At 69.2% G+C, this 26491-nt stretch carries 22 protein-coding genes and 1 pseudogene; 15 read left to right on the forward strand and 8 right to left on the reverse strand.

Annotated elements, in window-relative coordinates; genetic code table 11:
* Positions 1-9 precede the first annotated feature (9 nt).
* Positions 10-1770, reverse strand: coding sequence for a penicillin-binding transpeptidase domain-containing protein (locus G6N49_RS25820; protein WP_011562330.1), 1761 nt, complete (start codon positions 1768-1770; stop codon positions 10-12).
* Between the two features lie 123 nt (positions 1771-1893).
* On the opposite strand from G6N49_RS25820, the gene G6N49_RS25825 reads away from it, so the two are divergent.
* From G6N49_RS25825 to G6N49_RS25835, 3 genes are read left to right on the forward strand one after another with little or no spacing between them, the layout of a single operon-like run.
* Positions 1894-4113 (forward strand): propanediol/glycerol family dehydratase large subunit, encoded by a 2220-nt coding sequence (locus G6N49_RS25825; RefSeq protein WP_011857346.1) that lies wholly within the window; start codon positions 1894-1896, stop codon positions 4111-4113.
* Positions 4110-4442 (forward strand): diol dehydratase small subunit, encoded by a 333-nt coding sequence (locus G6N49_RS25830; RefSeq protein WP_011857345.1) that lies wholly within the window; start codon positions 4110-4112, stop codon positions 4440-4442. Before G6N49_RS25825 ends, G6N49_RS25830 begins: the two co-directional genes overlap by 4 nt.
* Positions 4439-6175, forward strand: a complete 1737-nt coding sequence (locus G6N49_RS25835) for a diol dehydratase reactivase ATPase-like domain-containing protein (protein ID WP_011857344.1) — start codon at positions 4439-4441, stop codon at positions 6173-6175. The genes G6N49_RS25830 and G6N49_RS25835 overlap by 4 nt, the downstream gene beginning before the upstream one ends.
* 7 nt (positions 6176-6182) lie before the next feature.
* Here G6N49_RS25835 and G6N49_RS25840 read toward each other — a convergent pair whose 3' ends face one another.
* Together G6N49_RS25840 and G6N49_RS25845 are read right to left on the reverse strand one after the other, a co-directional pair.
* On the reverse strand, positions 6183-7424 hold the full coding sequence (locus G6N49_RS25840) for a PE-PPE domain-containing protein (protein ID WP_011768401.1): 1242 nt from the start codon (positions 7422-7424) through the stop codon (positions 6183-6185).
* A gap of 115 nt (positions 7425-7539) precedes the next feature.
* Positions 7540-8037 carry a lipoprotein LpqH gene (locus G6N49_RS25845; RefSeq protein ID WP_165760729.1) on the reverse strand — a complete coding sequence of 166 codons (498 nt, stop codon included), beginning with the start codon at positions 8035-8037 and terminating at the stop codon, positions 7540-7542.
* A gap of 131 nt (positions 8038-8168) precedes the next feature.
* Between G6N49_RS25845 and G6N49_RS25850 the strand changes: the two genes are divergently transcribed.
* The 6 genes from G6N49_RS25850 (at position 8169) to G6N49_RS25875 (ending at position 14849) form a co-directional block, all read left to right on the forward strand.
* Positions 8169-9083 (forward strand): haloalkane dehalogenase, encoded by a 915-nt coding sequence (locus G6N49_RS25850; protein ID WP_064916127.1) that lies wholly within the window; start codon positions 8169-8171, stop codon positions 9081-9083.
* A gap of 9 nt (positions 9084-9092) precedes the next feature.
* Positions 9093-10325: a tRNA guanosine(34) transglycosylase Tgt gene (tgt, locus tag G6N49_RS25855; RefSeq protein ID WP_083045247.1), complete on the forward strand. Its 1233-nt coding sequence runs from the start codon at positions 9093-9095 to the stop codon at positions 10323-10325.
* Between the two features lie 4 nt (positions 10326-10329).
* Positions 10330-11553 (forward strand): cytochrome P450, encoded by a 1224-nt coding sequence (locus G6N49_RS25860; RefSeq protein WP_083045253.1) that lies wholly within the window; start codon positions 10330-10332, stop codon positions 11551-11553.
* Positions 11554-11620: 67 nt separating this feature from the next.
* Positions 11621-12844: a saccharopine dehydrogenase family protein gene (locus G6N49_RS25865; protein WP_083045254.1), complete on the forward strand. Its 1224-nt coding sequence runs from the start codon at positions 11621-11623 to the stop codon at positions 12842-12844.
* A 50-nt stretch (positions 12845-12894) separates the two neighbouring features.
* On the forward strand, positions 12895-14253 hold the full coding sequence (gene hpnE / locus G6N49_RS25870; protein WP_011562320.1) for a hydroxysqualene dehydroxylase HpnE: 1359 nt from the start codon (positions 12895-12897) through the stop codon (positions 14251-14253).
* Positions 14250-14849, forward strand: a complete 600-nt coding sequence (locus G6N49_RS25875; protein ID WP_011562319.1) for a TetR/AcrR family transcriptional regulator — start codon at positions 14250-14252, stop codon at positions 14847-14849. Before hpnE ends, G6N49_RS25875 begins: the two co-directional genes overlap by 4 nt.
* Here G6N49_RS25875 and G6N49_RS25880 read toward each other — a convergent pair.
* The 3 genes from G6N49_RS25880 to gluQRS are packed head-to-tail and all read right to left on the reverse strand — an operon-like array spanning position 14836 to position 17992.
* Positions 14836-15600: an amino acid ABC transporter ATP-binding protein gene (locus tag G6N49_RS25880; protein ID WP_011857340.1), complete on the reverse strand. Its 765-nt coding sequence runs from the start codon at positions 15598-15600 to the stop codon at positions 14836-14838. The two genes, G6N49_RS25875 and G6N49_RS25880, sit on opposite strands and share 14 nt — an antisense overlap.
* On the reverse strand, positions 15597-17066 hold the full coding sequence (locus G6N49_RS25885) for an ABC transporter permease subunit (RefSeq protein WP_011562317.1): 1470 nt from the start codon (positions 17064-17066) through the stop codon (positions 15597-15599). The genes G6N49_RS25880 and G6N49_RS25885 overlap by 4 nt, the downstream gene beginning before the upstream one ends.
* Positions 17067-17110: 44 nt before the next feature.
* Positions 17111-17992, reverse strand: a complete 882-nt coding sequence (gluQRS, locus tag G6N49_RS25890) for a tRNA glutamyl-Q(34) synthetase GluQRS (RefSeq protein ID WP_011562316.1) — start codon at positions 17990-17992, stop codon at positions 17111-17113.
* A 152-nt stretch (positions 17993-18144) separates the two neighbouring features.
* On the opposite strand from gluQRS, the pseudogene G6N49_RS25895 reads away from it, so the two are divergent.
* A pseudogene (locus tag G6N49_RS25895) lies at positions 18145-19100 on the forward strand (acyl-ACP desaturase).
* A 1-nt stretch (position 19101) separates the two neighbouring features.
* On the opposite strand, the gene G6N49_RS25900 reads toward G6N49_RS25895, so the two are convergent.
* The gene (locus G6N49_RS25900; RefSeq protein ID WP_011562314.1) at positions 19102-20163 is read right to left on the reverse strand and encodes an ATP-dependent DNA ligase; all 1062 of its coding nucleotides are present in this window, start codon (positions 20161-20163) and stop codon (positions 19102-19104) included.
* 59 nt (positions 20164-20222) lie between these two features.
* Here G6N49_RS25900 and G6N49_RS25905 point away from each other — a divergent pair, with 59 nt between their 5' ends.
* From G6N49_RS25905 to G6N49_RS25925, 5 genes are read left to right on the forward strand one after another with little or no spacing between them, the layout of a single operon-like run.
* Complete coding sequence (locus G6N49_RS25905) at positions 20223-21824, forward strand: GMC family oxidoreductase (RefSeq protein WP_011562313.1); 1602 nt, start codon at positions 20223-20225, stop codon at positions 21822-21824.
* Positions 21825-21872: 48 nt separating this feature from the next.
* A complete protein-coding gene (locus tag G6N49_RS25910; protein WP_011562312.1) occupies positions 21873-22616 on the forward strand; it encodes an SDR family NAD(P)-dependent oxidoreductase in 744 nt (247 codons plus the stop codon).
* On the forward strand, positions 22613-23968 hold the full coding sequence (locus tag G6N49_RS25915; protein ID WP_011562311.1) for a cytochrome P450: 1356 nt from the start codon (positions 22613-22615) through the stop codon (positions 23966-23968). Before G6N49_RS25910 ends, G6N49_RS25915 begins: the two co-directional genes overlap by 4 nt.
* Positions 23965-24828 carry an SDR family NAD(P)-dependent oxidoreductase gene (locus G6N49_RS25920; protein ID WP_011562310.1) on the forward strand — a complete coding sequence of 288 codons (864 nt, stop codon included), beginning with the start codon at positions 23965-23967 and terminating at the stop codon, positions 24826-24828. Before G6N49_RS25915 ends, G6N49_RS25920 begins: the two co-directional genes overlap by 4 nt.
* Before the next feature lie 4 nt (positions 24829-24832).
* Entirely contained in the window at positions 24833-25762 is a 930-nt protein-coding gene (locus tag G6N49_RS25925) for a TIGR03564 family F420-dependent LLM class oxidoreductase (RefSeq protein ID WP_083045248.1), read from the forward strand.
* Here G6N49_RS25925 and G6N49_RS25930 read toward each other — a convergent pair.
* Positions 25759-26439 (reverse strand): nitroreductase family protein, encoded by a 681-nt coding sequence (locus tag G6N49_RS25930; protein ID WP_011857331.1) that lies wholly within the window; start codon positions 26437-26439, stop codon positions 25759-25761. The genes G6N49_RS25925 and G6N49_RS25930 overlap by 4 nt on opposite strands.
* Positions 26440-26491 lie beyond the last annotated feature (52 nt).

Genomic DNA, 26491 nt, shown 5'->3' on the forward strand with positions numbered 1-26491 from the left:
TTGCCCGATTCACCCCGCCGGCCGCAGGAAGTTGCCCGAGACCGTGATCGCCGGCGCCGACGAATCGCCGCCGACCACCAGCGTCGCGAACGCGATGTCGCCGGCGATCCCGGCGAACCATCCGTGGGAGTGGGTATTGTCGCCGAACTCGGCCGTTCCGGTCTTGCCGCCCAGGTCGGCGATGTCGGCCAATTCGGCGGCGGTGCCCTCGGTGACCGTCGCGCGCATCATCGTCCGGAGTTCTTCGACGACACCGGGAGGCAGCGTTTCGGGCGGGGTGTCGGCGGTGGTCTTCTCGCCGAGGACGAGCGCGGGGGTGATCGTCGAGCCGTGCGCGAGGCTGGCCTCGGCGACCGCGAGCCCGAACGGGCTGACCGTGACCGTGCCCTGGCCGATGCCGTTCTCCACGCGCTGGGCCGCGGTGTCGGCCGCGGGCACCCGGCCGGTCACGGTGGTCAGACCCGGGATCACGTAGTCGACGCCGATCCCGAACGCGCGCGCCGTGGTGGACAGCGCATCGGCGGGTAACCGGTCGGCCAGCGCTGCCATCGAGGTGTTGCAGGACCGGGCGAACGCGGTGGTCAGCGGCACGGTCCCGAGGTCGAATTCGTCGTCGTTGGGGATCGTGCGGTTCTCGATCGTCAGCCGTCCCGGACAGGCCACCGGCGTCTGGGGAGTCGCCAGCCCCGCCTCCAGCGCCGCGGCGGTGGTGATCGTCTTGAACGTCGACCCGGGCGGGTAGAGCCCGTTGAACGCGATGGCGCCCTGCGCGTCGGCCGCCTCGTTCTGCGCGGCCGCGAGGATGCCACCGTCCGATGGCGAGATTGCGACGAGCATCGTGGGCCGCGGCTCGGCGGCGACGGCGGACTGGGCCAGCAGCTGCAGCCGCAGGTCCAGTGAGGTGCGGACGGGGTCGGTCGGTGCGGGCGGGGTGGCGGTCAGCCGTTGTGCGGCCGCCCCGTCGCCGTCGACCAGATACACCGACCAGCCGGCGGTCCGGGTGATGCGGTCGTGCCAGACCTTCGGCAGCTCGGCCATCGCCGGTGAGGACAGCGCCCGGTCGGCGGTCAGCAGGTCGCCCTGTTCGGCGACCGCGACGCCGGGCACGGCGCGCAGCTGGTCGGCGATCGGCGTGAAGTCGGCCTCGCGCAACCGGATCACGGTGACCACCTGGTCGTCGCCGGTGTCGAACTGCGCCTGGATGGATTCGGGTGTGATGGTCGGCTCGATCGGGGCCAGCAGTGCGGCGAGCGCGGCCGCCGACTCCCGGTGGGCGCGGTCCAGGTTGACCAGAGCGACGGTCTGCCACGTCATCAACGGTTGGCCGGTGCGGTCGAGCACCGGTGTCTGCAGCTCGCTGTCCTCGCTGTACTGGAACTTCATCCCGGGTTTCAGGTCCGGGTGCAGCAGCGCCGGTGACCACCCCAACCGCCAGGCGTCGCCGCTCTGCTCGGCGGTGCCCGTCGCCTCGTACCCGAATTCGCGACCGGGAGCCAGGGTCCACCGGTAGGCCAGCGTCTGATCGGTGTCCGCACCGTCGACCGGCGCCGTCTCGACGCGCACACCGGCGTCGGCGCCCATCCCGTCGAACATGGCCGCGATGACCGGTTCGGCGGCGCCCGGGTCGTCGGTCTGCTGTGCGGCCGCCTTCGCATCCCGGCGGCCGAGGGCCTCGGCGAAGGCCCGGAAGGGGTCGGCCGGGCTCGGCGACGAACAGGCCGTCAGCGTGAGAACGAGTGCGCCGACGAGTGCGAGAACGAGTCGTTTCACGACCCCATCGTGGCAGTGTCCGAAAAGGGCCAGAAACGCCGACCGGTAATCGTTTCGCGTGTCGGGTTCCGAGGCGGCAGGATCGTCGCCGTGACGGAACACGACGACCTCGACCAGGGTCGGATGCGAATCCTCGATGCCAAACCGGTCAACCTCGACGGATTCAGTGTCACCGACCCCGCGCTGGGTCTGGTCGCGATGCACAGCCCGCACGACCCGCAGCCGTCGCTGGTCGTGCGCGACGGACGGGTCGTCGAACTCGACGGCAGGCCGGCCGCCGACTTCGACGTGATCGACGAGTTCATCGCCCGCTACGGCATCGACCTCACGGTCGCCGAGGAGGCGATGGCGCTCGACGATGCGGTGCTGGCCCGGATGGCGGTCGACGTCAACGTGCCGCGCGCGGAGGTGGTGCGTCTGATCGGCGGCACCACGCCGGCCAAGCTGGCCCGGGTCATGGCGGTGATGACGCCGGTCGAGATGCAGATGGCGATGCACAAGATGCGGGCCAGGCGCACCCCGAGCAACCAGGCCCACGTCACCAACCAGCTCGACGATCCGCTGCTGATCGCGGCCGACGCGGCCAGTGCGGTGGCCTACGGCTTCCGCGAGGTCGAGACGACGGTGCCGGTGTTCGGCGACGCGCCGTCGAATGCGATCGCACTGCTGATCGGCAGCCAGGTCGGCGTCCCGGGCGCCATGGCGCAGTGCTCGATCGAGGAGGCGATGGAACTGCGGCTCGGGCTGCGGGGCCTGACCAGCTACGCCGAGACGATCTCGATCTACGGCACCGAACAGGTCTTCGTCGACGGTGACGACACTCCGTTCTCCAAGGCGATCCTCACCGCCGCGTACGCCTCGCGCGGGCTCAAGATGCGGGTCACCAGCGGCGGCGGCGCCGAGGTGCTGATGGGTGCCGCCGAGAAGTGCTCGATCCTCTACCTCGAATCGCGGTGTGTGTCGCTGGCGCGGGCGCTGGGCTCGCAGGGTGTGCAGAACGGCGGCATCGACGGGGTCGGCGTGGTGGCGTCGGTGCCCGAGGGCATGAAAGAACTGCTCGCCGAGAACCTGATGGTGATGATGCGCGATCTGGAATCGTGTGCGGGCAACGACAACCTGATCTCCGAATCCGATATCCGCCGCAGCGCGCACACGCTGCCGGTGCTGCTGGCCGGCGCGGACTTCATCTTCTCCGGCTTCGGATCGATTCCGCGGTACGACAACGCTTTTGCGCTGTCGAACTTCAACGCCGACGATATGGACGACTTTTTGGTGCTGCAGCGGGACTGGGGTGCCGACGGTGGACTGCGCACCGTGTCACGCGAGCATCTTGCGCGGGTGCGGAGGCGGGCGGCGACGGCGGTGCAGGCCGTGTACCGCGATCTGGGCCTCGCCGACTTCGACGACACCCGCATCGACGCCGTGGTGGTGGCCAACGACTCCCGCGATCTACCCGCCGGGGATCCGAAGGCCGTCGCGGAGGCGGCCACCGCGATCGAGGCCAGGCAGCTCACCGTGTTCGACGTCGTCGCGGCGCTGCACCGCACCGGGTATGCACCGGAGGCCGAGGCGATCATGCGGTTGACCCGCGAACGCCTGCGCGGTGACCAGTTGCAGACCTCGGCGATCTTCGACGACCAGTTCCAGGTGCTGTCGAAGATCACCGATCCGAACGACTACGCCGGACCCGGCAGCGGCTACACGCCGACCGAGAAACGCCGTGCCGAGATCGACGGTATCCGGCAGGCCCGCACGTCGGCCGAACTCACCGCCGACCAGGCCGAACACCGGGGCCACGTCGTGTTCTCCGACGTCGAACCGGCCCGTCAGGGCAGCGATCCGCGCGAGGTGTGCATCGGCCTCTCCCCGGCGCTGGGACGGTCGGTGTGGCTGACACTGTGCGGTCTGACGGTCGGTGAGGTGTTGCGCCAGCTCTCCGCCGGTCTCGAGGAGGAGGGGTGTGTGCCGCGCCTGGTCCGGGTCCGGTCGACCATCGACGTGGGGCTGATCGGGTTGACCGCCGCCCGGCTGTCCGGATCCGGTATCGGAATCGGGTTGCAGGGCAAGGGAACCGCACTCATCCACCGGCGCGACCTGGCGCCGCTGGCGAACCTCGAACTGTTCAGCGTGGCCCCGCTGCTCACCGCGAAGATGTACCGCGAGCTGGGCCGCAACGCCGCCCGGCACGCCAAGGGGATGGCGCCACTGCCGATCCTGGCCGGCGGTACCGACGAATCCATCTCCGCCCGCTACCACGCCCGAGCCGTGGCGTTGGTGGCGCTGGAACGCCAGGCCTGCGAACCGGGGCAGGCACCGATCACCGTGGAGGCCAAACGAGTATGACCGAGAAATTCACGGTGGCGGCCGCCGTCGACGGCAAGCTGACGCTGTCGGATCTGCGGATGGACCCGGCCACGCTGGCCTACCAGGCGGTCGTCGCCGAGCAGGACGGCAATCCGCAACTGGCCGAGAACTTCCTGCGCGCAGCGGAATTGGCCGTCATCGACGACGAGGCGGTGATGAAACTCTACGAGGCGCTGCGTCCGCACCGGTCGACGGCCGCCGAACTGGAGGAGTTGCGGGTGTCGCTGGAGACCGGCGGGGCATCGCGGTGCGCCGAACTCGTCCGCCAGGCCGCCGAGGTCTACGCGAGACGAGGTCTGTTGCGGTGAGCCGGGATTCGGTCGTCGTGGCCGGGTGCGATGTCGGCAACCACACCACCGAGATCGTGCTCGCCCGCGTCGCCGCCGACGGTGTGGTCGAGCCGTTGACGCACGGGCAGGCCCCCACCCGGGGGCGCAAGGGGTCGACCGAGTCGCTCGAAGGCGCCGCGGCGCTGCTGAACCGCCTCGAGGTCGAGGCCCGGGTGCGCGTCGACGAGGTGGTGCTCGCGACGATCCGCCCGGTGGACACCGCGACCGCCCCGCTGGCCCCGGCGGTGTCCCCGCGTGCGCCGGTGCGCAGCCTGCGCCGACCCGATGCCAGCACGCCCGCGGGGGCCGGCCACGGTGTCGGCACGCATGTGCCGCTGGCCGACCTGTCCGGTCCGGTGCATCCCGGCCCGGTGATCGTATCCGTCTCGGCAGCAACCGATTTCGAGGTTGCCGCGCAGGCGATCGGCGACGGGGTGGCGTCCGGCTGGAAGATCGCAGGCGTGCTCGTCGCCCAGGACGATGCGGTGCTCATCCGCAACCGCATCCCCATCGACGTCCCCGTGGTCGACGAGGTCGAGCTCGACGGTCTGCGCCGGGGCGCGCTCGTGGCGGTCGAGGTGGTCGCCGAGGGTCGGGCGTACCGGGCGCTGGCCGATCCGATCGCCCTGTCGGCGGCGCTGCAACTCGGCCACGACCGGCTGCTCGACGTCGCCGAGTTCACCCGCGAGTTGGCCGACGCCCCGGCGATCGCCGTCACCGCGCGCACCGAACCACCGGATCCGCCCGCGGTGGACGACGACTACGTCGACTGCCGTATCGGCGGTGAGATCGTCCGGTATGCGCCCGCCGCGGCGCACACTGTTCTGCGGCTGGAGCCGCCGGGTTGCGCGGTCGAGGTCCGGCTGAGCGCGTTGCCCGCCGCGGAGAACGGCATCGCGGTCGACGATGCGTTCTTCACCGACCTGGCGTCGATCGACAACGGTGCGTGGTTGCGGCGCGGCGTGGCCGACGCCCGCGGCACCGTCGTCGCCCTGTTGGCCGCTGAGCCCGTCACCGACGCCGCCGCAACGCTTTCCGGGCTCACCGGCCGCCCCGCGCGGACCGTGGCCGGCGAACCCGCGGCGGCCGCGCGCGGTGCGCAGACCACACCGGGGCTGCCGCCGGGGTCGGTGGTGTGCGATATCGGCGGCGGCACAGTCGATCTGATCGGGCAGGGCCGCACGGTCACCGCTGCCGGCGCCGGCGAGACGATCACCACCGCGGTCTCCCGGGTGCTCGGGATTCCGCGCGCCCTGGCCGAGCGGGTCAAACGGACACCGGCGCTGCGGGTGGAGGGTCCGCATGTCGCCCACGAGGAGGACGGCCGCCGGGTGTTCCTCGACAGCCCGGCGTCCGCCGACGCGATCGGCCGGTTGTGCACCCGCGGCAGTGCCGGGCTGGTGCCGTTCTCGCACCGGTTGGCGGCCGAGGAGTGGCGCAGCCTGCGGCTGGCGATCAAACAGGAGACGGTCGCGGCGAACATCGCGCGGTGCCTGGCGACGTTCGACGAACCGCCGAGCGCGCTGGTGCTGGCCGGTGGCGGTGCGCTCGACGACGAACTGCTGCGGACGGTGGGCGAGTCGTTACGGCCGGCGCGGGTCGTGGTGGGCCGGGCCGACATCGACGGGGTGCACGGTCCGCGGTTCGCGGTGGCCTCCGGTCTGGTGCACCTCTACGCCGAGGACCGGGTGGGGTCGACCTCGCCCGCGTGAGGACGCCTCAGGCGGCGGGCTGGTCCTTCTCGTCGGTGCTGGTGTCGCTGTCGGTACCGGTGGTGCCGTTGTCGGCGGGGTCGTTCGTCGCGGAGTCCTGGCGTGACGGCTCCGGTTCGGCTGCCGGTGTGGTGTCGGCCCGGTGCTTGCCCTTGGGTCCGCCGAAGACATTGCGCAGCAACGTGTTCCGCTTCACCGAAGGCTTGCTCTCGGGTTCGTCGGCCTTCTGCGGCTCGGGTTCGGACTGCTCGGCCGGCTTCTCGTCGGGCGCAACGGCCTTCGGCGCGACCTTCTTCATGGCCGCGGCGGTCTCGATGATCCGATCGGGCGGGGTGATCAGCGAGAACCGCGTCGGCTTGTCCGCGTTCTGGTAGTCGCGGTCGGTGTAGCCCATGTCGACGAGCAGGCGCAGCGTCGGTTCGACGGCGCCGACGAACGGTTCGACCACCACGGTGGTGCCGGTGGCGGCCGCCAGATCGCGGATCGGCTGCAGCAGCGGCAGATGTTCGGCACGGACCAGGATGTAGGTGTCGGTGCCGCCCGCCTCGCTGGTGACCACCTTCACCGCCTTCGGGGCGGTCTCCAGGTCGACGTTGTCGGGGCCCTGGTCGCCGTGCACGTAGACCAGACCCGCGAGGGCGTTGGCGAGTGACAGCGGGTTCGCATACGCCGGGAAGTCGCCGATCAGGTCGTACTCGAGCGTCACGAACGTCTCGTCGTAAGGTGACGGCGCCGCGGCACCGGTGCTCGTGAAGCCGGGGAGCCGCAGACCGGGGAATCGGGAGTAGACGCCGCCGTTGGGGACGAACGGGGCGGCGATGAACATGAACGCGACGTCATCGGTGTTCGGCGCACCGGACGCGACGAGTCCGCGCTTGTACCGCTCGGCGACCAGCGAACCCTCTGAGTAGCCGACGATCAGCACGGAACCGGAGGCGGCGTCGACCGCGTCGCCCAACGGTTTCTGACCGGCGGCCACGCTGGGGTCCACGGGCAGTTCCGCCGGGTACTGGACCCCGACGAACGTCTCCCCGGGCTGTACCAACTCGCCCTCGAACTTGTTCGGGATCCGGTCGCTCGTCGGGTTCCGCCAGCCGCCGACACCGATCACCGTGTCAGCGGTGGGAATCGTGGCGGCGGTCGCGTTGGTGGCGTGGCCCAGGGCGAGCGCGGTGGAGATCGCGGCGGTGGCGCCGGCGAAGAAGGCGGGGGCGGCAGCTGTGCGCCGCGCCTTGCGATGTTTGGCCAAGGTCGTGCTTTCTGGGAGCGTGGGCGAAGAGCGCCGGACTCGAAGGCTACCGCACAGCAAACAAAAGACGGCGGCGGACCGTCGGCCCGCCGCCGTCTCTGTGCATACGCAAGTACTACGGGCAGGTGACCTCGATCTCGAACGGTTTGGTCACCGGCTGCAGCGGGTTGGCCATGTCGACGCCGGTCGCATTGCCCTTGATGTTGTAGGTCTTGTCGTCCTTCTCCACCTCGGCGTTGCCCTGCCCGGTGCCCTGCTGGAAGCCGAGGGTCACGCCGTTGACGTTGCCGAGTCCGACCGACTGCACGGTCGGCGGATCGGCCTCGGTCACCACCGCGCCGATCCCGGTGGTGGCCTGACCGATGGCGATGTTGAGGTTGCCGCCCATGGAGGTGCAGGCGACGGTGCCCTGGATGTTCTGGTCCTGACCGTCGATCACGACCTTTGCGGCGCCGGGAGCCGAGGTGGCCTCGGCCGATGCGCTCGCCGTGGCGGTGTCGCTCGACTCCGCCGATGTGGTCGACTCGGAGGAACCGCTGTCCGAGGAACAGCCCGCCAGGCCTGCGATCGCGATCGCCGCGCCGCCCACGCTCACCAGGAACCCACGTTTCACAATCGATCTCCTTCGGTCTACGCGGCCCCGTCGTCAATGGCGGGGCCGTCCCGAGCAGTATCGGTGTGCGGGCCTCCGCCGATCATGATAATTGGGAAAATCCGCTTGCCGACGCGAGTAAGTTCGCGGTCATGCAGACGCTGCGCACCCCGGACGAACGGTTTCTGGCTCTGCCCGACTTCCCTTATACGCCAGGCTATTCCGACATCGACGACGGTGACGGTGGCCGGCTGCGGGTGGCCTGGGTGCAGGATGGGCCTGACGACGGCGAACCGGTGTTGATGCTGCACGGCGAGCCGTCGTGGTCGTTCCTGTACCGCAAGATGATCCCGATCCTGGCGGGCGCGGGGTTCCGCGTCGTCTGCCCCGACCTCGTCGGGTTCGGCCGTTCCGACAAGCCCACGCGCGTCGAGGACCACACCTACGCCCGCCACGTCGAGTGGATGCGCACGCTCGCGTTCGATGTGCTCGACCTGCGCGGGGTGACGCTGGTGGGGCAGGACTGGGGTGGGCTGATCGGGCTGCGGTTGGCCGCCGAACACCCCGACCGGTTCGCCCGCATCGTCGTCGCGAATACCGGGCTGCCGACCGGGGATTTCCCGATGCCCGACATCTGGTGGCAATTCCGCAACGCGATCCAGACTGTGGACGATCTCGACGTGGGGCGATGGGTTCAGGCCGGATGTGCTCATCCGATGTCCGACGAGGTGCGCGCCGCCTACGACGCCCCGTTCCCCGACGACTCCTACTGCGCAGGCCCCCGCGCGATGCCGCTGCTTGTGCCCACCACGCCCGAGGACCCGGCGTCGGCGGCGAACCGCGCGGCGTGGGCGGCGCTGTCCGCCAGCGACACCCCGATGCTCGTCGCGTTCAGCGACAGCGATCCGATCACCGGCGCGATGGCGCCGATCTTCGCCCGCGAGATGCGCGGCGCCGCGGGCATCGACCACCCGACGATCCGCGAAGCGGGACACTTCCTGCAGGAGGACGCGGGCGAGGACCTCGCCCGGGCGGTCGTCGAGTTCTGCCGCAGGCGGTCCTGTTGAATACGTGACGTGGATCAGCAGTTCTTCACCGTCGAGGCCGAGCTGCCCGGGCGACGCGGCCGGGCCGGGGTGATCCGCACCCCGCACGGGGAGATCCGCACCCCCGCGTTCATCGCCGTCGGCACCCAGGCCACCGTCAAGGCGGTGCTACCGGAGACCATGCGCGAGCTCGGCGCCCAGGCGGTACTCGCCAACGCCTACCACCTCTATCTGCAACCCGGCCCGGACGTGGTCGCTGCCGCGGGCGGGCTCGGCGCCTTCATGAACTGGCCCGGCCCCACGTTCACCGACAGCGGCGGGTTCCAGGTCCTGTCGCTGGGTGCCGGGTTCCGCAAGGTGCTGGCGATGGACGCCAACAGAGTGCAGGCCGACGACGTCATCGCCAAGGGCAAGGAACGCCTGGCCGTGGTCGACGACGACGGCGTCACCTTCCGGTCGCACCTCAACGGCACCACCCACAGATTCACCCCGGAGGTGTCGATCGGCATCCAGCACCAACTGGGCGCCGACATCATCTTCGCCTTCGACGAGTTGACGACCCTGGTCAACACGCGCGGCTACCAGGAGGATTCGGTCCGCCGCACCCACCGCTGGGCGGAGCGCTGTCTGGCCGAGCACCGCAAGCTGTCGCTGGAGAACCACGAGAAGCCGCCGCAGGCGCTGTTCGGTGTGGTCCAGGGCGCGCAGTACGAAGACCTCCGGCGGCAGGCCGCCCGCGAGCTGACCGAGATCCTCGACGAGGACGGCCGGGGTTTCGACGGATACGGCATCGGCGGCGCGCTGGAGAAGCAGAACCTCGCCACCATCGTCGGCTGGGTCACCAGCGAACTGCCCGACGACAAACCGCGCCACCTGCTGGGGATCAGCGAACTCGACGACCTGTTCGCCGCGGTCGAGGCCGGCGCCGACACCTTCGACTGTGTGTCGCCGTCACGGGTCGCCCGCAACGCCGCTGTGTACTCGGCGACCGGGCGGTACAACATCACCGGTTCGCGCTACCGCCGCGACTTCACGCCGATCGACGCCGAATGCGACTGCTACACCTGCGCTCACTACACCCGCGGGTACATCCACCACCTGTTCAAGGCCAAGGAGATGCTGGCCTCGACGCTGTGCACGATCCACAACGAACGCTTCGTCGTCCGCCTCGTCGACCAGATCCGGGCCTCGATCGTCGCGGGCAACTTCGACGAACTCCGCGAGCACGTGCTCGGGCGGTACTACGCCGCGCGTGGACAATGAGTGGATGACCGCGACCGCGGACCCCCGGGCGCTGCTTGGCCGGCTGCTCGACCCGGCCAACCGGGCCGACCCCTACCCGCTGTACGCGGACTTCCGGGCGGCCGGACCGTTGGCGTCGCCCGAAGCCAACCTGGTGGTGTTCTCCGCCTTCGCCGACTGCGACGAGGTGCTGCGGCACCCCGCATCGGCCAGCGACCGGCTGAAGTCGACGGTCGCGCAACGGGAGATCGCCGCCGGCGCCGTCGCGCGCCCGTTCGGGACCCCCGGGTTCCTGTTCCTCGATCCGCCGGACCACACCCGGTTGCGCCGGCTGGTCAGCTCGGCGTTCGTGCCCAGGGTGGTCAAGGCGCTCGAACCCGAGATCGTGTCGCTGGTCGACTCGCTGCTGGATGCGGTGGCGGCCAGGGGCGAGTTCGACGTCATCGCCGATCTGGCCTATCCGCTGCCGGTGGCGGTGATCTGCCGTCTGCTCGGGGTGCCGCTGGAAGACGAACCCCAGTTCAGCCGCGCGTCGGCGTTGCTCGCCCAGTCGCTGGACCCGTTCGTCACCGTCACCGGTCAGGCCGCGCAGGGGGCCGAGGACCGGCTGGAGGCGGGGCTGTGGCTGCGGGGTTACCTGCGCGAGCTGATCGCCAAGCGCCGCGTCGAACCGCGCGACGACCTGATCTCCGGACTGATCGCCGCCGAGGAGGCCGGTGACCAGCTCACCGAGGACGAGATCGTCGCCACCTGCAACCTGCTGCTGGTGGCCGGACACGAGACGACGGTCAACCTGATCGCCAACGCGATACTGGCGATGCTGCGACACCCCGCGGCATGGGATGCGCTGGCGGCGGAGCCGCAGCGGGCGTCCGCGGTCGCGGAGGAGACGCTGCGTTTCGACCCGCCGGTCCAGCTGGTCGGCCGCATCGCCGCCGAGGACATGACGGTCAACGGGGTCACGGTGCCCAAGGGCGACAGCATGCTGCTTCTGCTGGCCGCCGCGCACCGCGATCCGGACGCCTTCGACCGGGCCGACACGTTCGACCCGGACCGTTCCAACCTCCGGCACCTCGGGTTCGGCAAGGGGCCGCACTTCTGCCTCGGGGCGCCGCTGGCCCGGTTGGAGGCCGCCGTCGCCCTGTCGGCGGTGACCGCCCGGTTCCCCGACGCCCGGTTGGCGGCCGAACCGGTCTACAAGCCGAACCTCACGCTGCGCGGTTTGGGAACGCTTTCCGTCGCCATTTAGCACCTTTGGTGTGGAAACCGTTGTCGAAGCCGGGCATGGCCCCGGAATCCGTATTAGGGTGCCGGTCATGCGAATCCTGTTGGTGGGTGCCGGCGGTGTCGGTTCGGCGTTCTGCGCGATCGCCGCGCGCCGTGAATTCTTCGAGCAGATCGTCGTCTGCGACTACGACGAGGCCAGGGCCCGCCGGGCCGCCGAGGCGGTGGGCGACGCGCGGTTCGTCGCGGCACGGGTGGATGCCACGTCGGCCGATGCGGTCGCGGCGCTGGTGCGCGAACACGCGATCACCCACGTCATGAACGCCGTCGACCCGCGGTTCGTCATGCCGATCTTCAACGGTGCGCTGGCCGGGGGAGCGGACTACCTCGACATGGCGATGAGCCTGTCGCGACGCCACCCGGAACAGCCCTACGAGTTGACCGGGGTGAAACTCGGCGACGAGCAGTTCGCCGCCGAGGCCGACTGGTCCGCGGCCGGTCGCCTGGCCCTGGTGGGCATCGGCGTGGAGCCCGGGCTGTCGGACGTGTTCGCCCGCTACGCCGCCGATCACCTGTTCTCCGACATCGACGAACTCGGCACCCGCGACGGGTCGAACCTCACGGTCGACGGTTACGACTTCGCGCCGTCGTTCTCGATCTGGACGACCATCGAGGAATGCCTGAACCCTCCGGTGATCTGGGAGGACGGCCGCGGCTGGTTCGTCACCGAACCGTTCAGCGAACCGGAGGTCTTCGACTTCCCGGACGGCATCGGTCCGGTCGAATGCGTCAACGTCGAGCACGAAGAGGTGCTGCTGATGCCGCGTTGGGTCAAATGCAGACGCGCGACGTTCAAATACGGTCTGGGCGCGGAGTTCATCGACGTGCTCAAGACGCTGCACAAGCTGGGGCTGGACCGCACCGACACGGTGACCGTCGGCAGCGGCAAGGGCCCGGTCGAGGTGTCCCCGCGCGACGTGGTGGCCGCGTGTCTGCCCAACCCGGCCACGCTCGGCCCCAACATGCGCGGCAAGACCTGCGCCGGGCTCTGGGTCACGGGAACCGGCAGGGACGGCAACCCGCGGTCGACGTACCTGTATCACGTGGTGGACAACGAGTGGTCGATGGCCGAATACGGCCACCAGTGCGTCGTCTGGCAGACCGCCATCAATCCCGTTGTGGCACTGGAACTCCTGGCCAACGGCACCTGGAGCGGGGCCGGTGTGCTCGGACCGGAGGCGTTCGACGCGGTGCCGTTCCTGGAACTGCTGACCGCCTACGGCTCACCGTGGGGGGTCAAGGAGCTGACGCCGTAGCCGCGGATGGGCTAACTTACAACTCGTAAGTTGACTCCGCGGAGGTCGGGATGAGCACAGACACACGTCGCTTCGTCGTCATCGGCGGGGGGCTGGCGGGCCTCGCGTCGGCCGTCTGGCTGGCCGAGGCCGGCCGCGACGTCGTCCTGCTCGAGCGGCGTGGCAGGCTCGGCGGCCGCACCCACGCCATGCGGGCCGACCAGGTCGACGACGTGCCCGACAACGGCCAGCACGTGATCGCCAGCGGCTACCACCACCTGTACCGCTACCTCGACAGCGTCGGCACCCGCGAACACCTCGCCTTCCCCAAGGTCTCCACGCTGCGCTGGCCCGACGGCCGCAAGACGACGATGCAGACCACGGGACTCGGTGCGCTGCGCACCCTGTTCGGTGTGCACCCCGACGCCGGTGTCGGTGACCGGCTCCGGGCCGCACGCGCCACGCTCAGACTGGGCTGGCAGGCGCTGCGCCAGCCAGCCGACCTGGCGGACCTGACCACCGAGCAGTGGTTCGAGCGGGTCGGTATGCCCGCCCCGGCACGAGAAGCGTTGTGGGACTGGCTCGCCCTGGGCATCGCCGCGGAACCGGTGTCGAAGGAATCGGCGAAGGTCTTCGCCAACGTGATGGCGACCGGCATCAGGCTCGGTCTGCGACACCGCATCCCGGTGACGATCGGTTATCCGACGGTCGATCTCGACACGCTCTACATCTCCGGTGCGGTCAAGGTGTTCGAGGAACACGGTGTCGACGTGCGGTACCGCGCCGTGGCGCGCCGCATCCACATCGACGGCGGCGTCGTCACCGGGGTGTCGCTCGCCGACGGCACGCACATCCCCGCCGACGCGGTGGTCTGCGCCGTGCCGAACTCGAACATCGAGGGTCTGCTCGACGATCTGCCCGAACACGCCGAGATCTACGCCGCCGCAGACAAACTCGGCCACACCCCGATCGTCAGCACCAACCTCTACCTGGACCGGCCGCTGGGCACCGAGACGGCGTTCGAGGGGTTGATCGGCGGCACCGGCGTCATCGACGAGGTCTTCGACCGGCAGATCATGCACGGCCGCCGCACCGACCGCGCGTGGCTGTACTGCCTGACCACCAGCGGCGCCTACGAACAGATCACGAAGACCAGCGACGAGATCGTCGCCGAGCAGATGGCCCTGCTGAGGCGTTACTACCCGGCCGCCCGGCACGCCAATGTCCTTCAGGCGCAGGTGGTCCGGATGCCGAAGGCCACCTTCTCCCAGGTGGTCGGCACCGATGCGCTGCGGCCGCCGCAGCGGACCTCGGTGCCGTCACTGGTCCTCGCCGGTGACTGGACCGCGACCAACTGGTCGGCCACGATGGAGAGCGCCGTCGAGAGCGCCGCCACGGCGGTGCGGCTGCTGCTCGCCCAGCATCCGTGACGCACACGCCCCGCCGCCGGATGTCGGGTGCCGACCGGCGCGCGCAACTCCTCGACATCGCCCGCGACATCGTCGCCGCGGACGGATTCACCGCGCTGTCCATCGACCGGATCGCCCACACCGCAGGCGTCACCCGCACCGTCGTCTATCAGCAGTTCACCGATCTGGCCGGGGTGATGACGGCCCTGCTCGACCGCGAATCGGCGATCGCCTTCGCGGGTCTGCGCAGTGTCGACTGGGAACGGGCCGAACCCGACGCGGACCGGTTGGGCCGCGGAATTCTGGCGTATCTTCAAGCGGCGCCGGTGAGTTGGCGGATCTTCCTGCGCCCACCGGACGGCGCCCCACCGCAGGTGCGTGCGCGCATCGAACTGGGACGGGCCTACGCAAGGGGGGTCGCGGCCCGGCACATGTCCCGTGCGCTGGGCACGGCCGTCGACCCGGACGGCCCGACGCAGCGAATCCTGTTGGCCGCCATCGAGGAACTGGCACTGCTGCACCTCGAGGATCCGGCGGGCTGCCCCGACGAGACCGTGGTGTCCTATCTGCGGTCGCTGCTGTGGTGGGCCGAACGGGCCGAGATCACAGCGGGTTGAGGATCCGGTCGAGGAACTGCCGCGTCCGCTCCTCCTTCGGATCGCCGATCACCGCCTCGGGCGGCCCCTGCTCGAGGATGACGCCACGGTCGGTGAACAGCACCTGATTCGACACCTGCCGCGCGAACTGGATCTCGTGGGTGACCACGACCAGCGTCCACCCCTCCACCGCCAGATCCTTGATGACCGAGAGCACCTCACCGACCAGTTCGGGATCGAGTGCGGAGGTCGGCTCGTCGAACAGCACGACCTCGGGCCGCAACGCCAGCGCGCGGGCGATCCCGACCCGCTGCTGCTGACCGCCCGAGAGTTGGTAGGGGTACTGGTCGCGTTTCTCCGCCAGCCCCACCTGAGTGAGCAGTTCGACGGCCGCCGCCTCGGCCTCCTCCCTGGGCCGCTTCTGCACGACGATCGGACCCTCGGTGACGTTCTGCAGGACCGTCTTGTGCGGGAACAGGTTGTGGGACTGGAAGACGAACCCGCTCTGCATCCGGTAGCGGCGCAACTCGTCCTTGGACACCGGTTTGGCGAAGTCGATGCTGACTCCGTTCTCCCCGCCGATGCACACGGTTCCGGCGTCGGGCACGTCGAGGGCGTTGAGTGCGCGCAGCAGCGTCGTCTTCCCGGACCCCGACGGACCGATGATCGTGGTCACCGACCCTGCCGGCACCCGGAACGACACCCCTTTGAGCACTTCGTTGTCGCCGAAGGCCTTGTGCAAACCCTCGGCGACCACCCGATCCTCGGTCATCTCGCCACGTACCTTTCCAGCCGGCGCTCGATGCGGCCCTGACCGAACGACAACACCAGGCAGATCACCCAGTAGTACACCGCGGCGGTGCCGTACAGCGCGAAGAACTCGAACGTCGGGGCCGCGACGATCTGCGCCTGCCGCAGCAGTTCGGTCACCAGGATGGTCGACGCCAGTGAGGTGTCCTTGACCAGGGAGATCAGCGTGTTCGACAGCGGCGGTACGGCCACCCGGGCGGCCTGCGGCAGCACGATGCGGCGCAGCGACGTCGGGTAGTTCATGCCGATCGTCTCGGCGGCCTCCCACTGACCCTTCGGGATGGACAGGATCGCCGAGCGGATGATCTCGGCGGCGTACCCGCCGACGTTGAGCGAGAACGCGATCACCGCCGCCGGGAACGGGTCGATCCGGATCCCGAACTCCGGCAGCGCGAAGAACACGATGAACAACTGCACGAGCAGTGGGGTGCCGCGGATGATCGAGATATAGAAGCGGGCGACGTTGGTCAGCACCACATTCGGCGACAACCGGGCCAGCGCGACCCCGAGCGCGATCACCAGACCGATAGCGAAGCTGATGACTGTCAGCGGGATCGTCATCGTCAGCGCCGCCCGCGCGAGCGGCCACAGGTTGTCGAGGATCAGCTGCCACGTGGAACGGGGAGCGCCCGCGGTGTCCGCTTGATCGGACTCCGGCGCACCTGAGGCGTTGGCCTTGAGGTACCGCTGGGAGATCTCGGCAAGCGTGCCGTCGGCGCGCAGTTCGTCGAGTGCCCGGTTGAGTTCGGGCAGCAGGCCGCTGTCCTTGCGGGCGGCGAAGCCCTGTTCGCTCTTCTCACCGACCGTGCCCGCGATCTTCACCGAGGTGTCGCCCGTTTCGGCGAGGTAGGCGTACACCGCGATGCTGTCGTTGACGACGACGTCGACCCGGCCCTGATTGAGCAGCGTGATGGCCTGGGTGAAACCCTCCACGGCCTCCACCCGCGCCCCGGCCTCACGCGCGACCTCCGACCAGTTGCTGGTCGCGTTCTCGGCGGCGACCTTGCCCGCGAGATCGTCGAGCGTGGTGATCGAATCGTCGTCGGCGCGGGTGACGATCACTCCCTCGCCCACCGAATACGGTTGTGACAGGTCGTATTTCGCCCGCCGCTCGGCGTTGATGGTCACCTCGTTGGCGACCACGTCGAACCGGCCCGCCTCCAGGGCGGCGAACATCGCGTCCCACGGCGTCTCCACGAACTCGGCGCGCACTCCGATCTTGTCGGCCACCGCGCGCGCCACGTCGACGTCGTAGCCGACCAGTTGACCGGAGGCGTCGTGATAGCTGAACGGGGCGTACACCCCCTCGGTGCCGACCCGCAGCACGCCCGCCGACTTGATCGGCTCGTCGCTGCCGTCATCCGCCGATGCGCAGGACGCCACGGTCAGGACGGCGAGCAGCAGCAGGAGCGCCCGAAGAAACCTCACCGGCGGACGCTAACAAGCCCGCCGCCGCCACAGAAGGGTTCCGATCAGTCCGGCACGTATATCCACGGGTGCCGCGGCAGCCGGGCCGGGTCGAACTCCGCCAGCATCGCGTCGACGTCGGCCCCGGCGAAGCCCAGCGAATCGGCGATCCGGCGCAGCGCCGTGTGCGCCCCGATCTCGGCGAGGGTCACGGCACCGTCGCGTTTGGCCAGCCGGGCGCCGTCGGTGTTGAGCACCAGCGGCACGTGGGCATACGTCGGCTCTGGATACCCGAGCAGCCGCGCCAGATACGCCTGCCGCGGCGACGACGACAGCAGGTCGTCGCCGCGAACCACCTGGTCGACACCCGCAGCCGCATCGTCGACCACCACGGCCAGGTTGTAGGCGGGCACACCGTCCCCGCGGCGGACCACGAAGTCGTCGACGATGCCGGTGTGGGCGCCGTGCAGCAGGTCGGTGACGGTGTAGGTGATCACGTCGGTGCGCAACCGCAGTGCGGGCGGACGGCCCGTCTCACGGCGGCGCGCGTCGCGTTCGGCGTCGGTGAGATCGCGGCAGATGCCGGGGTAGGCCCCCTGCGGTGCGTGCGGCGCACGCGGCGCCTGCGCGATGTCCTTTCTGCTGCAATAGCATTCGTACACCATGCCGGCGTCGACCAGACCGTCGATGACGCCGTCGTAGCGGTCGCGGTGCGCGGACTGGTATTCGGCCGGTCCGTCCCAGGTCAGGCCCAGTGCGGCCAGGTCGACGAGTTGGCGGGCGGCGATGTCGGAATCGGTGCGGTAGTCGAGGTCCTCGACGCGCATGAGGAACCGCCGACCGGTCGACCGGGCGAAGAGCCAGGCGAGCACGGCGGTGCGCAGGTTGCCGATGTGCAGATCGGCCGACGGGCTCGGCGCGAACCGGCCCGCGGGGGAGCGGGTCACGACCGCAATCTAGCCGCCTGAGCGCGTCGGTTCGGATTCTGGCGGTCCCACCCCGTACGCTTACGTGTGACCGCCGTGGACACATACATCTGGGGGACGCCGTGGCGAAAGACCTGACCCAAGTTCAACTGCTGACCGAGCTCGAACCGCTCGTGGAGGCCAATCTCAACCGGCATCTGCGCATGCGCAAGGACTGGAACCCGCACGACTTCATCCCGTGGTCGGACGGCAAGAACTACTACGCCCTCGGTGGCCAGGACTGGGAGCCCGAACAGTCGCAGCTGTCCGAGGTGGCCAGGACCGCGATGGTGCAGAACCTGCTCACCGAGGACAACCTGCCGTCGTATCACCGCGAGATCGCGATGAACTTCAGCCTCGACGGGGCGTGGGGTCAGTGGGTCAACCGCTGGACGGCCGAGGAGAACCGGCACGGCATCGCGCTGCGCGACTACCTCACCGTCACCCGCGCGGTCGACCCGGTGGAGCTCGAGGAACTGCGTGTCGAGCAGATGACCCGCGGGTTCTCGCCCGGGCAGAACGGGCAGGGCGAAGAGGCGCTGTTCGCGAGGAGCCTGTTCGACTCGGTCATCTACGTGTCGTTCCAGGAACTCGCGACCCGCGTCTCGCACCGCAACACCGGCAAGGCGTGTAACGACCCGATCGCCGATCAGCTGCTGCAGCGGATCTCCGCCGACGAGAACCTGCACATGATCTTCTACCGCGACGTGTCCGAGGCCGGCTTCGACATCGCGCCCGACCAGGCCATGCACTCGCTGCACCACGTGTTGCGCAACTTCAAGATGCCCGGCTACACCTGCCCGACTTCCGGCGGAAGGCCGTCGTGATCGCCGTCGGCGGTGTCTACGACCCGCGGATCCACCTCGACGACGTGGTGATGCCGGTGCTCAAGAAGTGGCGCATCTTCGAGCGTGAGGACTTCACCGGTGAGGCCGCCCGCATGCGCGACGACCTCGGGGTGCTGGTCGAGGAGCTCGAGGAGACGTGCGAGAAATTCGAGACCGCCAAACAGCGCCGCCTCGAACGCGAAGCCAAGATGGCCGAGAACCGCGCGGCCAAACAGGCGGCCAAGCAGGCCGTCTCCGTCTGACTCAGCCGAGCCCCGGCACGATGTCGCCGAGGCGGAAGGTGACCGGCTGCTCGAGTTGCGCGTAGGTGCACGAGCGCGGGTCGCGGTCGGGACGCCAGCGGTTGAACTGGGCGGTGTGGCGGAATCGCCGCCCCTCCATGTGGTCGTACCGCACCTCGACCACCCGTTCGGGCCGCAACGGCACGAACGACAGATCCTTGCCCGCGTTCCAGCGCGACCCGCCCCCGTAGCGGCGCACCACGTCGGGATCGGCGTGGGCGGCCCAGTTCCACGGATGCTCGTCGAAGGTGGCCACCAGCGGCTGCAGCTCGGCGAACAGGGCCCGCCGCCGCGCCATCGGAAACGCCCCGATCACGCCCACCGACGCCAGCTCGCCGTCGTCGGTGTACAGACCGAGCAGCAGCGACCCGATGGCGTCGTCGCCCGATTTGTGCAGCCGGTACCCGGCGACCACGCAGTCGGCCGTGCGCTGGTGTTTGACCTTGAACATCACCCGCTTGTCCGGCAGATACGGTCCGTCGAGCGGTTTGGCGATCACCCCGTCGAGGCCGGCGCCCTCGAATTCGTGGAACCAGCGCCGTGCCGTGTCGACGTCGACGGTGGCCGGCGTGACGTGGAATGTGTGGCCGCCGGTGAGCACGCGTTCAAGTTCGGCCCGCCGTTCGACGAACGGCCGCGACGTATAGTCGGTGTCGCCCAGCGCAAGCAGGTCGAACGCGATGAACGACGCCGGCGTCTTCTCGGCCAGCATCCGCACCCGCGACGCCGCCGGATGCAACCGCAACTGCAGCGCCTCGAAGTCCAGTCCGTCGGCGGTGGCGATGACGATCTCGCCGTCGATCACACACCGCGCCGGAAGCTCCGCGCGGGCCGCCTCGACGAGTTCGGGGAAGTACCGGGTCATCGGCCGCTCGTTGCGGCTGCCGAGTTCCACCTCGTCGCCATCGCGGAACACGATCGACCGGAACCCGTCCCACTTGGGTTCGTAGGACGCGCCGAGCGGGATGTCCGTGACCGCCTTCGACAGCATCGGCGCAATCGGGGGTGAAACGGGAAGTTGCACCCAGCTATTGTCGCCGAGACACGTACTATACGGCCGTACAGCGCGACGAGAGGCGACCCATGGCCAGCTACGACTACATCATCACCGGAGCCGGATCGGCCGGTTGCGTCCTGGCCAATCGGCTGTCGGAGGATCCGAGACTCAACGTGCTGCTGCTCGAGGCAGGCGGCGGCGATCGCAATCTGTGGTTCCACATCCCCAAGGGTTCGGGAAAGCTCTTCGAGAGCGAAAAGCACATGTGGCACTACGAGACCACGCCGTTCGGACCCGATCAGCACGTCGAGCAGTGGATGCGCGGGAAGGCGCTCGGCGGGTCGAGTTCGATCAACGGACTGCTCTACAACCGCGGCAACCGCGCCGACTACGACGGGCTGGAGCGGTTGGGCAACAAGGGGTGGGGCTGGGATGAGATCCTGCCCATCTTCAAGGGATTCGAGAACAACGAGTTCGGTCCGTCCGCGACGCGCGGGACCGGCGGCCCGCTGAACATCTCCGTCCCCCGCGACCCCGACCCGCTGTGCGAGGAGATGATCGACGCCGCGACCCGGATCGGGATGTCCCGCGTCGAGGACATCAACGAATCCGACGCCGAACGCATCGGATACGCGACCTCGACGATCCGCAAGGGGCGCCGCGTCAGCGCCGCGACTGCGTTCCTCAAGCCCGCAATGCGGCGCCCAAACCTGACCGTGCGCACCGGCGCGCTCGTCCACCGGGTGATCATCGAGGGCGGGCGCGCGGCCGGGGTCGAGGTCACGACGCCCAGCGGTGTCGAACGGCTCCGCGCCACCCGCGAGGTGATCGTGTCGATGGGCAGCCTCAACTCGCCGAAGCTGCTCCAGCTCTCCGGTATCGGGCCACGCGAGGTGCTCTCGGCCGCCGGGGTGGAGGTCCGCCTGGAACGCGACAACGTCGGTCGTGGACTGCGTGAACACCGTTGCGCGACTCTGCGTTACGGGCTCAACGAGGATCTCGGTTACAACAGGTACCTCGCAACGAGTATGGGGCAGGCGCTCACCGGGATGAAATACCTCGCCACACGCAAGGGGCCACTCGCCGCGCCGTCGTTCGACGTCGTCGGCTTCGTGAAAACGCGGCCCGACGAAGAACGCCCCGACGGGCAGGTGATGATGGGCCCGTACACGTTGCCGCCCTACAACGTCGGCGAACCCGTCTCCATCCAGCGCGAGCCGGGCGTGTCCTGCCTCGGCATGGTGTTGCGGCCGACGTCCGAGGGGTATATCGAGATCACCTCGGCCGATCCCGCCGCGGCGCTGAGGATCAACCCCAACTATCTGGGCACCGACTACGACCGCGAGACGACGGCCGGTCTACTCCGCAGGATGCGTGCGATCTTCGAGCAGTCACCGATCGCCGGCCGCATCAGCCACGAGACCTATCCTGGTCCGGGGGTGCAGAGCGATGACCAACTCGTCGACGCCGCGCTCGACGGGGGTTACTGCGGCTACCACGCCGTCGGGACCTGCGCGATGGGGCCCAGCGACCACGACGTGGTCGACCATCAGCTCCGGCTCAGGGGAGTGGACGGACTGCGCGTCGTCGACTGTTCGGTGATGCCGACGATCGTGGCCGGCAACCTCAACGGCCCGATCATGGCAATGGCCTGGCGGGCAGCGGATTTCATCCTGCACGGGTGCTGAACCGGCCGTGTGTGCTATACATTTGTATAGCGGTGGCGAGGAGTAGTGGTGAGTCGAGTAGCGGTGGTGACCGGCGGCGCGTCGGGCCTGGGCGAGGCGATCTGCGCCGGGCTGGCCGCTGACGGCCATCGGGTCGCCGTCCTGGACGTCGACCTCGGTGCGGCCGAGAAACTCGCCGCCGGGTTGCGCGAACGCGGGGCGCACGCGATGGCCGTGCAGGCCGACGTCTCCGAGGAACCGTCGGTCGAGTCGGCATTCGCCGCGGTACGAGCCGAATTCGGCCCGGTCGGGATTCTCGTGACCAGCGCAGCGATCGGCGGCTTCACCCGCTTCGACAAGATCACCCTCGACGAATGGAACCGCTACCTCGCGGTGAACCTCACCGGCACGTTCCTGAGTATCCGGTCCGCGCTCGGCGACATGGTCGCGGCGAAATGGGGTCGGGTCGTGACGATTTCGTCGGCCGCGGGTCAACAGGGCGCGCCGCGACAGGGACACTATTCGGCCACCAAGGGCGGCGTCATCGCACTGACCAAGACGGTGGCCCGCGACTACGCCCGCCACGGAGTCACCGCGAACTCCGTCCCCCCGTTCGCGATCGAGACCCCGATGCTTCGCCGACAGCAGGCCGAAGGCAAACTCCCGCCCGCCGAATACCTGACGCAGGCGATCCCGGCGGGCCGGGTGGGCGCCCCCGAGGACGTGGCCGCAGTGTGTTCGTTCCTGTGTTCGGAGGCCGCCGGCTACGTCACCGGTCAGGTCATCGGCGTCAACGGAGGGGCAGTGATGTGAGTACCCGACCCGACCAGGCGGTGAGCTACCACTTCGACCGGCACAGCCAGGACTACCGCGAGCGGTTTCTCGACATCACCCACGAGATGCACCGGAAGTGCCCGCTGGCGTGGACCGACACCTACGACGGGCACTGGGTCGCGGCGGGCAGCGCGGAGGTGTTCGAGCTGGCGCGCTGCCCCCACGTGTCCAACGATCACGACGTGCACCACGAACGCCGCGGATACAAAGGCATCTCGATCCCGACCATGATCGAGGCGGAGAACTTCCGGGGCGGCATGCTCGAGATGGACGATCCGGAGCACCGCCACTACCGAACGGTCCTGAATCCGTACCTGTCTCCGGCCGCCGTCAAGCGCTGGGAACCGTTCGTCGACGAGCTCGTGCGCGCGTGCCTCGACGACCACATCGAGTCCGGCCGAATCGACTTCGTCGACGACCTGGCCAACGTCGTGCCCGCGGTGCTGACCCTGGCGATGCTCGGTGTGTCGCTGGAGAAGTGGTCGATCTACAACGAACCGGCGCACGCCTCGGTCTACACACCGCCTGATTCGCCGGATGCCGAACGGGTGCGCGAGCTCTTCATGGCCATGGGCGTGGATCTGTTCGCGAACCTCATGGAGATCCGCGCGAACCCCCGCCCGGGCATCATCGACGCGCTGGCCACGATACGCATCGACGGCGAACCGCCACCCGACATCGAGCTCATCGGGATGCTCAACCTGCTGATCGGCGGCGGCTTCGACACGACGACAGCACTGACCGCGCATGCGCTGGAATGGCTGTCCGAACATCCCGACGAACGAACCCGACTGAGCCGGGAGCGCGATACCCTCCTGAACCCGGCCACCGAGGAGTTCCTGCGCTACTTCACTCCCGCGCCGGGTGATGGCCGCACCATCGCCGAGGACATGGCCCTGGGTGATGCCGAGCTGCGGGAGGGACAGCGGCTGTGGCTGTCCTGGGCGATGGCCAACCGGGACCCGGCCGTGTTCACCGAGCCTGACCGGATCGTTCTCGACCGGAAAGGCAACCGGCACTTCAGTTTCGGCCTCGGGGTGCATCGCTGCATCGGATCGAACGTCGCGCGTACGGTGTTCAAGTCCATGGTCACCGCGGTGCTCGATCGCATGCCCGACTACCGGTGCGATCCCCACGGCACAGTGCACTACGACAGCATCGGCGTGATCCAGGGGATGCGCCACCTGCACGCCACCTTCACCCCGCGCGAGCCGAAGGGTCCCGGCGTGGCAGAGACGTTGGCCAGGCTGCAGCGCATCTGCGACGAGCAGGGCCTGGCCCGCCCGATCACCGAACTCAAGGGTGCTGCGCGAATCGAGGAATCGGAATGACCGGTGACCGGCCGGTGGCCGTGGTGACCGGGGGCAGTCGCGGCGCCGGCGCGGGAATAGCGCACGCGCTCGGCAGCCACGGCGCCACGGTGTACGTCACGGGACGAACCGTCGAGGGTGCCGAGTCCACACTGCCCGGCACGATCGACGACACCGCCGAACGCGTCACCGCAGCGGGCGGGAAGGGCATCGCGGTGCGGGTCGACCACCGCGACGACGAACAGGTCGCGGCGTTCTTCGACCGGGTGGCCCGCGAGCAGGGCCGCATCGACATCCTGGTCAACAATGCCGCGATCATTCGCGACGAGATGATGGCCCGCACCAAATTCTGGGAGGAGCCCGTCAACGTCATCGACACGTTGGACGTGGGTCTGCGCAGCAGCTACGTCGCCACGGTCTACGCCGCACCGCTGATGGTGCCGCATCGCAGCGGCCTGGTCGTGTTCACGTCGTCGTCCGGTGCGGTCCACTATGCGTTCGGCCCCGCCTACGGGGTGCCCAAAGCGGGCGTCGACAAGATGGCTGCCGACATGGCCCACGACTTCCGGGACGTCGACATCGCCGCGGTGTCGATCTGGATGGGCTCACTGCTCACCGACCGCGTCCGCGGCATCATCGCGAGCAATCAGGAGAAGTTCGGCCACATCCTCGACTCTGCCGAGACACCGGAGCTCACCGGTCACGTCATCTGGGCGTTGTCGCAGGACCCCGACGTCATGGCGGTCAGCGGCCAGACCCTGATCGGGGCGGAACTGGCGGTGAAATACGGGATCAAGGACGAGGGCGACCGTCAACCCCCCTCGTACCGCGAGCTTTTCGGGGTGCAACCGAACCAGCAACAGGCCCACGTGATGCGATGAGCCGATGCGCATCGGGCTGACCGGAGGCGGCTCGTCGGTCGACAAGATCGTCGCGCACGCCCAGCGGGCAGAGGCCGACGGGTTCTCGTCGCTGTGGTACGCCAGTGCCGTCGGCGGCGATCCGCTGGTCGCGATGGCGATCGCCGGCCGGGCCACATCGGCGATCGAGCTGGGCACCGCCGTGCTGCAGACCTACCCGTGTCATCCACTGCTGCAGGCGAACCGCGTCGCAGCGGCCGCCAACGCGATGGGGCGGCCCGGGCTGACGCTGGGGCTCGGCCCGTCGCACGAGCCGATCGTGCGTGATGTGCTCGGACTGTCCTATGACCATCCGGTCCGTAACACCCGCGAATATCTGCAGATCGTCACCGCGCTGCTTTCCGGCGCCGAGGTCGATTTCGACGGCACGGACTGGAGTACCCACAGCGCGGGCAGGATGGCCGCGCTCGACCACCGGGTGCCGGTGCTGCTGTCGGCGCTCTCACCCCGGATGCTGCGTATCGCAGCGGAATTCGCCGACGGAGTGGTGCTCTGGATGGCCTCGGCGTCGGCGATCGCCGGCCGGATCGCGCCACTTCTCCGCGAGGCCGCGATTGCGCGGGGCAAGCCGGCTCCGCGCATCGTGGCCGGCCTTCCCGTGGCCGTACACGACGACGCGGACGAGGCCAGAGTCGCGATCAGCGCGACCGCCTCGTCGTACGAACGAATGACCAACTATCAGAACATCATCCGCGCCGGTGGCGGTGAGCGCGCCGCCGACGTCGGCATCGTCGGTGACGAGGGCGCGGTCGCGCGTCAACTGGCGGAGCTGATCGACGCCGGCGCGACGGACGTGTGGGCGCAGCCGGTCGCCGTGGGCGCCGATCGGGCGCAGCTGTCGGCGTCGCTGAACCGCACCCGTGGACTGCTCAGCGAGGTGGCGCGCGCCGGTTAGCTCTTGCCGCGGGGCCGCGCGCCGCGTCCGTAGGTGATGTCGGCCCGGTCGGGATCCCAGGTGTTCCGGAACACCACGTCGGACAGGGGCCGCCGGCGCACCGGTCCGTGGCTCCCGCGCGGCCAGCCGACGACGAGATGTCCGGCCAGGAACCACTCGTCCGGGATACCGATGGCATCGCGGAGTACCTGTTCGCCGGCATAAGACGCCCAACTGGTGAAGCACGCGCCCAGTCCCTGGGCGCGGGCGGCGAGATAGAAGTTCTCCATGGCCGGATAGATCGACCCGGCCTGCAGGTACTCGGACGCGAACTCGTTCTTGAAGGCGGTGAACAACACCGACGTGTGCTGACCGGCACGGTCGTGGAGTTCGTAGGTGGCCCGGTTGTTTCGTGCCGCCCGGCTGTGGTCGTCGTCGGCCGGCCTGGTCATGCCGTACACCGATTCGATTGTCTGCAGAGCGATCTGGGCCGCCTTGGCGACCGCGGCCCGCTGGTCGGGCGCGTCGAGGACGACGAAGCGCCAGAGCTGCGCATTCGCACCGTTCGGTGCCCACGTGGCCGCCTCGAGGCAGCGTTCGAGCACGTCGTCGGCGACCGGATCGTCGGTGAAGCGGCGGATGGAGCGCGCGGTGGACAGCACTTCCCAGACGTCGTTGCTCGGATTCGGCATGTCCATTGGTGTACTCGACGCAAGCCGGGTTGTCGAGCATCACGATGCTGTACAGTCG

Origin of the sequence: Mycolicibacterium monacense, from assembly GCF_010731575.1 — a bacterium.
Classification (GTDB): domain Bacteria; phylum Actinomycetota; class Actinomycetes; order Mycobacteriales; family Mycobacteriaceae; genus Mycobacterium; species Mycobacterium monacense.

Coding starts and splice junctions, on each gene's coding strand:
- G6N49_RS25880 (WP_011857340.1), bottom strand. CDS start 15,600: ATGACCGAGGATCGGGTGGTCGCCGAGGGTTTGCACAAGGCCTTCGGC.
- G6N49_RS25850 (WP_064916127.1), top strand. CDS start 8,169: ATGCAGACGCTGCGCACCCCGGACGAACGGTTTCTGGCTCTGCCCGAC.
- G6N49_RS25825 (WP_011857346.1), top strand. CDS start 1,894: ATGCGAATCCTCGATGCCAAACCGGTCAACCTCGACGGATTCAGTGTC.
- hpnE (WP_011562320.1), top strand. CDS start 12,895: ATGAGCACAGACACACGTCGCTTCGTCGTCATCGGCGGGGGGCTGGCG.
- G6N49_RS25830 (WP_011857345.1), top strand. CDS start 4,110: ATGACCGAGAAATTCACGGTGGCGGCCGCCGTCGACGGCAAGCTGACG.
- G6N49_RS25905 (WP_011562313.1), top strand. CDS start 20,223: ATGGCCAGCTACGACTACATCATCACCGGAGCCGGATCGGCCGGTTGC.
- G6N49_RS25920 (WP_011562310.1), top strand. CDS start 23,965: ATGACCGGTGACCGGCCGGTGGCCGTGGTGACCGGGGGCAGTCGCGGC.
- G6N49_RS25865 (WP_083045254.1), top strand. CDS start 11,621: ATGCGAATCCTGTTGGTGGGTGCCGGCGGTGTCGGTTCGGCGTTCTGC.
- G6N49_RS25925 (WP_083045248.1), top strand. CDS start 24,833: ATGCGCATCGGGCTGACCGGAGGCGGCTCGTCGGTCGACAAGATCGTC.
- G6N49_RS25860 (WP_083045253.1), top strand. CDS start 10,330: ATGACCGCGACCGCGGACCCCCGGGCGCTGCTTGGCCGGCTGCTCGAC.
- G6N49_RS25930 (WP_011857331.1), bottom strand. CDS start 26,439: ATGGACATGCCGAATCCGAGCAACGACGTCTGGGAAGTGCTGTCCACC.